The organism is Chitinophaga sp. (genome assembly GCF_036566945.1).
GTDB lineage: Bacteria > Bacteroidota > Bacteroidia > Chitinophagales > Chitinophagaceae > Chitinophaga.
The window spans coordinates 1-7,129 of sequence record NZ_DATCVJ010000776.1 but is presented as its reverse complement, the minus strand read 5'-3'; the positions used below and the strand labels follow the sequence as shown (position 1 = coordinate 7,129).

The 7,129-nt window shown below is 44.2% G+C and carries 4 protein-coding genes and 1 pseudogene; 2 read left to right on the top strand and 3 right to left on the bottom strand.

What is annotated here, in order from left to right:
• A pseudogene (gene gatB / locus VIP81_RS23370) lies at window positions 1-422 on the top strand (Asp-tRNA(Asn)/Glu-tRNA(Gln) amidotransferase GatCAB subunit B); the annotation flags it as partial.
• Between the two features lie 69 nt (window positions 423-491).
• Entirely contained in the window at window positions 492-1,649 is a 1,158-nt protein-coding gene (locus tag VIP81_RS23365) for a TlpA disulfide reductase family protein (RefSeq protein ID WP_331967063.1), read from the top strand.
• Between the two features lie 94 nt (window positions 1,650-1,743).
• Here the strand turns inward: VIP81_RS23365 and VIP81_RS23360 are convergent, their stop codons facing one another.
• The 3 genes from VIP81_RS23360 to VIP81_RS23350 form a co-directional block, all read right to left on the bottom strand.
• Window positions 1,744-2,256 carry a hypothetical protein gene (locus tag VIP81_RS23360; RefSeq protein WP_331967061.1) on the bottom strand — a complete coding sequence of 171 codons (513 nt, stop codon included), beginning with the start codon at window positions 2,254-2,256 and terminating at the stop codon, window positions 1,744-1,746.
• Window positions 2,257-2,290: 34 nt separating this feature from the next.
• Entirely contained in the window at window positions 2,291-4,012 is a 1,722-nt protein-coding gene (locus VIP81_RS23355; RefSeq protein ID WP_331967059.1) for a SusD/RagB family nutrient-binding outer membrane lipoprotein, read from the bottom strand.
• A 27-nt stretch (window positions 4,013-4,039) separates the two neighbouring features.
• Window positions 4,040-7,129, bottom strand: a 3,090-nt coding sequence (locus VIP81_RS23350; protein WP_331967057.1) for a SusC/RagA family TonB-linked outer membrane protein, incomplete at its 5' end; no start/stop codon positions are given.

Genomic DNA, 7,129 nt, shown 5'->3' with positions numbered 1-7,129 from the left:
AGTATAAAGCAGCCGCCAACTGGATGCTCGGACCGGTTAAATCCTGGCTCAATGAAAATTCAGCGGAAATCAGTCAGTTTCCGGTAACACCGGCTGCACTGGCCGCGCTCATCACTTTAACGGATGCCGGGAAAGTAAGCTTCTCTATCGCCTCTTCCCGCATACTGCCGGAAATGATACAGTCGCCCGCCGACCCAATGGAAATAGCTACCAGGCTCAATTTATTGCAGGACAATAATGCCGATAACATTTCACCCATCATTGATGAAGTACTCGCAAAATATCCGGATAAAGTAGCCGCCTTTAAAGGTGGCAAAAAAGGGCTCATGTCATTGTTTGTAGGAGAGGTCATGAAACTCTCCAAAGGCAAGGCTGATCCGCGTCTTACCAACGAATTACTGGCCGAAAAGCTTAAAGGCTAAAACAGCATTAAGGATAATTAACCTATATTGAGTAGCATTGGTCAGATGAATGTTCAAAAAAATAGCAGCATGAAAAAATACTTATTATGGATTTCCGCCGGTGCTTTTCTGGCAGGATGTGCCGGACAAACGGAGAAGGGTGAGTTTAAGATAGACGGACACTTTAGCAATCTGCCCTTAGGCCCGGTTGTACTGGAAGAATTGACACTGGAAAATGTAAAAGTGGTGGATTCTACCAATGTTAAAGATGCCAGTGGAAAATTTTCCCTGAAAGGCATGGTCGCAGAACAGGGCCTGTACCGCATTCGCTTTGATAACGGCAAATTTGTATTGCTGGCACTCGATGCCGGCGATATGAAAATAGATGGCGACATAGACAAACTGGAAGACATCAAAGTAACTGGTTCTGAACCTACTACTGAACTGCAACAGTTCCTGGGAGATATCAGCAAACAATCCATTTCGCTCACGGCAGAAATGCGTCAACTGGATAGTCTTCACGGATCCTTGCCCGATAGCGCGTTTCAGCCGAAACTGGTTGCACTTCAGAAAAAAGAAAAGGATTTTGAAAATAGCTTCTTCCTGATGGCCGATAAAACAAAAAATCCTGCCAACGCAGTATTTGCCATTAGCCAGGTAAGAAATGGAGAAGAAATCGTAGCACACAAACAAGTCATCACTAATCTTACTACACGTTTCCCTAAGAATACGCTGGTAAAAAGTATGACAGATAAAATAGCCGAACTGGAAAAATCACAGCAACAAGGTGGTGGCAGTGATGCTGCTGGCGGTGAAGAACCATCTGCGGTAAAAGTAGGTCAGGTAGCACCCGACTTTACCTTGCCTGATCAAACAGGCAAAATGATCAGTCTGAGCTCTTTCCGTGGTAAGTATGTACTCGTTGATTTCTGGGCCAGCTGGTGTGGTCCCTGCCGCCAGGAAAACCCTAACGTAGTGAAAGCTTATCAACAATATAAAGGCAAAAATTTCACCGTATTAGGCGTATCTCTTGATAAAACAAAAGATAAATGGCAACAGGCGATCAAAGAAGACGGTCTTGCCTGGAACCATGTAAGCGATCTTAAATTCTGGGATTCTGCGGTGGTGCCGTTGTATGGCATCAATGCTATTCCTACTAACTTCTTACTGGATCCTCAGGGCAAAGTCATTGCTTCAAATCTGAGAGGACCCGCGCTGGAAGAGAAGTTAAGAGAGGTACTGAAATAAGGTATTCATCTTCATAAAAAAAGCCTCACTGGAATAATACCAGTGAGGTTTTTTTATGGAGGATAGCTTACTAAACTTCGTGTATACGTAACCGTTATCTTTCCACAGTATAGATAACTTCCAGACTTTGACCAGCATAATTAGCACCATCCGGACCGTATGGATTCGCTACGCTATTAAATATAGGTACCACCAATCCATTATTCATGTATACATCCACGCCTATTTCAAAAAAATCACCTGTTTTCAATGTGTTGGCATCCATACCAAAAAGCGCCGACAGCTGCTGTGCAGTCACCGTAAAAGAAGAAGGATAGGTAGTCACATCCGCCTTCAATACTTTCACCTTGGTATAGTCGCCTTTAAATGCTACTACCACATCCATTTTCTTTGGAGGTTCATCATTGGCGAAATAAAGGCCCACACTAAACTTCCCTTGAAATGTGGCAATATTTTGAATGGTTTCACTGGAGCCATCCTCAATTTTCACAAGTGGTACAGATGCTTTTTTCAGATCAGACGGGAGTTTGGCATTATCTTTTTTACATCCTGTCATGATGGCGCCACTCACCAGAATCATTATTATAAAAGCTGTTATTCTATTCATAGCAATATTTTTTATCTGCATAAAAAATCAGTTCTTACTTATCCCAGAATACCGGATAACTGGCAGGTAACTTTTGCGCCGGTGCATTTTTATTTACGTTCAAATCAAGTGCGCTCCATGGTAGTGACAATGGATAGCCTACACTTAATTGTACGGGAATAGCCGCCTGGTTACCAGCAATAGTCGGATCACCTTTCAATGGTGGCTGCAATTTGCCATTCGGAGCCATCGTCCTATTGTTTGGATCAAAAAGAATGGGATAACCGGTTCTTCTGTAATCGGCATATTGATCTACGCTGTTACCAAAACTCTGAATCCATTTTTGTGTCATAATGATTTCAAGTTTCTTCGCAGTTGTTCCATTGTCATAAGCGGCCAAAACTTTTGCCGTATACTCCTCAACGGCGGTATTACCTGTCGCCAGCAGCGGTATTCCCGACTGCTTTGAAGCCAGCGCCACTACGAAATCAACCTGTACAAATGACTCGGCCATTGCTGCTACCAGCTTCGCTCTGGCATCTCCAGGCAATACGCCTGAAATCATTAACTCCGCCTCGATGTAAAGTCTGTCAGCATAAGTCAGCATCCTGAATGGTGCTGCACCTGTAGCTAAACTGGCATCCACGAAAGCAGTATCACTTTGATAGCGTCCACCTACCGGATAAATGCCAAACATGGTCATCGATTCATCCTGTAAAAAGTCACGATTAACACTTACCGAGCCAAAAGGAATGGCAACAAAACTACTATCTCTGTAATCGGTGCTGTTCTGTGCCTCCTCATCAAAAAGTAACTGGTCGTAAAAATAATAGGGCAACCTGGGGTCAGGGTTTCCTGTGAAAATAGTTTTATTATATCCTTTCAGAATTTCATAAAACCAGGGACTCATGTAGTGGGAACGCTGACTGGCAAAATAATCGTTGAAGCCAGGGTTACGGTCGTCCGGTGTAGTTCCTCTTCCATAGGTAAACATAAAACTTTCTCCGGTGGCGCCAATCATTTTGTTTTCCGCTTCCAGTGCAGCTACCTGGCTGGAAACATTTTGTACCAGTCTAACCTGGTTATACAACTTCAGCTTGATAGTGCGTGCCAGATTTGCCCATCGCGCGGTGCTTCCATTATAGTATAGGTCATCTCCTGCGGGCACCAACGTGTTAGGTGCATCCGCACTTAAATTAGCAATCCCTTCATCCAGCAACGCAAATAGTTGAGGATAGATTTCCGCGCCTTTGTCGTACTTGGGATACCGGATACCTGCCGATAAAAATTTATTTGCTTCAGAATACGGTACATCTGCAAAAGCATCTACAAACTGGCTGATCGCATATGCTTTTATAATTTTTGCGATCCCAACATATACCAAATTTCCATTGGTGGTACCCTGAGAAATAAGTGTCTCTATGTTCTGTAAAGTACCCAGGATATCGGAGCCTACTTGTGCCGGTGAGCTGCTGTACATATCTGTCCAGGAACCGGTAATATTTATATCATTACCATCTGCACCGTACTGATCAGGGCTTTCCCGCACACATACCTGGTGCATATATACAGATAGCACTTCGGTTAATCCGCGCGCCCCCCTGTTATCATTGGTAAATCCTAACGAATAAGAAAGTCCTTGCTCCGCTGCCGTTAACAAGCGGTTCTCAGAAGTCTTTGACGCATAGTTAGGATCCGTATTTATATCCAGAAAGTCTTTAGTACACGCCGGCAATAACAGCAGCATCCCTAAAAACATGTAGATCGATCTTTTCATAAATTCCGGTTTTGACTTGTTCATAATTTAGAAACTCACTTTCAGATTGATACCAAATCTACGCGTGGTAGGAGCACTGGACAATTCAATCCCTTGCGTGGTAGTATTACCAAAGCTGTTGGTATCAGGATTGAAGTTGGTATGTTTAGGAAAGTAAGGCGCTACATACCAGAGGTTCCTTCCGGTTAAAGTAACCGTTAAACCGCCAATAGGCGTTCTGTTAAACATGCTTTTAGGAAAATCATATCCGATAGCCAGCTCGCGGAAGGTATATACTGTTGCATCGTACACATTCCATTCTGTAGCAGAGTTGATGGCAAATGATTCTCCAAAATACATTTCACGCAAGCTCACGTTCGTCGTGTTAGGTATTTTATCTCCCTTACTATCCAGAATAGGTTTACCGGTATTCGCATCTCCATAATAACCTGGTATCACATAACCGGTTTCGCGATCTTTGGTATCCAGAGTTACACCGCGGCCCAACAGGCTACTGGTGGTTACAGAATACATATCACCGCCTCTGGTCAGATCAAACAAGGCACTCAGGAAAATACCCTTGTAATTAAAAGTAGTACTGATACCTGTTTTAAAATCAGGGTTAGGGTCCCCAATCATTTGCTGCTCTGTATTTTTGATCAGCAACCCAGTAACAGGATTAATCAGCAGATTGCCCTGATCATCCCGGTAATCCACGGTGCCTCTCAGGTATCCAAAAGGTTTGCCTGGTTCCAGGTAAGGGGAGATTTCGGTGAGTACGTTGAACAGCGGAATACGGTCTACACCGGGTAACAACGAAACCACTTCACTCTTATTTTTGGTGAATACCCAGTGCAATGTCCAGGTAAAGTCTTTGGTTTTAACGGGGATCACATTCAGGTCCACTTCAATACCCTTATTGGATATTTCTCCGAAATTTTCATAAAACTGGGTAAACCCGGAAGATCCCGGAAGTGTGATGGGTGCAATCTGGTTAGAAGATTTTCTATTATACAAGGCAAAATCCAGCCCTATTCTTCTGTCAAAGAATTCCAGGGTAGTTCCTACTTCCCAATCCCGTGTAAACTCTGGTTTCAGGTTAGGATTGTTCGCCGTAGGCGATTGGATTACACCGGAAACACCCGTGATCGGACTATTTAAGCGAAACACATTCTGCAGAGAATACGGATCGGCATCTCTACCCACCTTCGCCCAGCTGGCACGGATTTTACCAAAGGTCAACACCTTACTTTGCAGATTAAATGCCTGGGTAAATATAAATGATCCGGATACACTTGGATAAAAGTAACTCCGGTTATTGGAAGGTAATGTAGACGACCAGTCATTCCTGCCGGTAACCGAGAGGAAAGCCCAGTTCTTATACCCCAGTTCCACATCGGCGAAGATACCCCATAGTCTTCTTTGCGTATATACACCACCGTTAGGCAACACGGTTTTAGTATTATCAAGGGTGTAAATCCCTGGCGATACAATTTCGTTACCCAGGAACAGCCTATCGCGTTTCGTACGTTGGTTAACGTTATGCCCCACAATAGCTTTCAGGTCAAAGTCTTCGTTCTTAAGTTTCGGCGTGATAGTGGCAATCAGGTTGGATTCTATTTCCTGGAACTGATAATTATCTTCCACAATTCTTCCTAATCCTTCCGCTGCGCGGGAACCGATATCTGTTACCTCACGTCTGAACAGGTCGGTGGTATTGGTTCCTATCTGGTAAGAAAGTCCCAGCCAATCTCCTACATTGTAGCCAAACTTTATACCTGCCACATACCTGTCGGTATTGGTGGTAATAGTATTGTGTTTGAATGACCAAAGCGGGTTATCAAACTGAGAACCGAGGGGAGATATAGGACGATTATTTGCATCCTGATATGGCAAACCTGCAATGTTCCAGTTCCTGGCCAGGAAGAGGTTTCTGGCAAAGGAAGACGCGGCTCCATCTACCTGGTTTTCACCAAACGGGCTACCCAGCTGGTTACTCCGGGAATAGGAGAAGTTACCGCTTACAGTGAGGCCCATATTTAGTTTTGTTTGTCCTCCAATACTCAGATTCGCTCTGTTAAAGCTGGAAGAAGGTACATAACCGTCCTGGGTCAGGTAAGAAGCAGTAATACTCACAGAACTTTTCTCATCACCACCATTGGCGGAAACTGAATTCTCAAATACCGATCCCGTTCTGAAGATATCCTTTACGTTATTGGGATAAGCCTTGTAAGGCGTTTTGCCTGTGGAAGAAAATAATTCAGGATAGGCACCCAGGTAATCAGGCCATGCCGGAATTGAATCCAGGGTGCCAAACTTAGGACCCCAGGAACCATTGGCATTGGCATAATTAAACAAAGACCCTGCTCCGTAATCATTCTGATAATCAGGTAATCCGGCCACTTTTTCAAATGCCAGTGAAGAGCTGTAGGTTACTTCCAGTCCTTTCTTAGATCTGCCGGCTGCACCAGATTTGGTAGTAATAACAATGGCACCATTGGATGCTCTTGAACCATACAAAGCCGCAGCTGCAGCTCCTTTCAATACGTTCATCGATGCAATGTCGTTAGGATCGAGAGAAGACAATCCACTTGAATAAGCACCACCACCGGAGGTTTGCGCGGAAGTAGTCACCTGGTCATTATTATATGGAATACCATCCACTATGATCAGTGGTTCGTTATTTCCGAAGAAGGATGTATTACCACGGATGTTGATGCGCGTAGCCGCACCGGGGGTACCTTGTGAAGCACGGATATCTACACCCGCTACTTTACCCTGTAAACCTTTTAACATATCTGGTTCTGACTTTTGCAGAATCTGATCAGGCTTTACCTGTGTGAGTGAGTAACCCAATGCTTTTTCATCACGCTTAATACCAACTGCGGTGACTACAATTTCACCCAGTTGTTTTTTGTCGGCCTCCAACGACTGATCGATCACATTGCTGCTACCAACAGGCGACTCTTTAGTTAGGTATCCTACAAATGAGAACACCAGTACAGATCCGTTGTCTGCACTGATTTTGTAAGATCCGTCGCCGGAAGTAAAAACACCTCTTGTTGTCCCCTTGACAACAACGGTTACTCCGGGGAGAGCAGAACCGTCTTTTGCATCAGTCACCTTTCCGCTGATCGA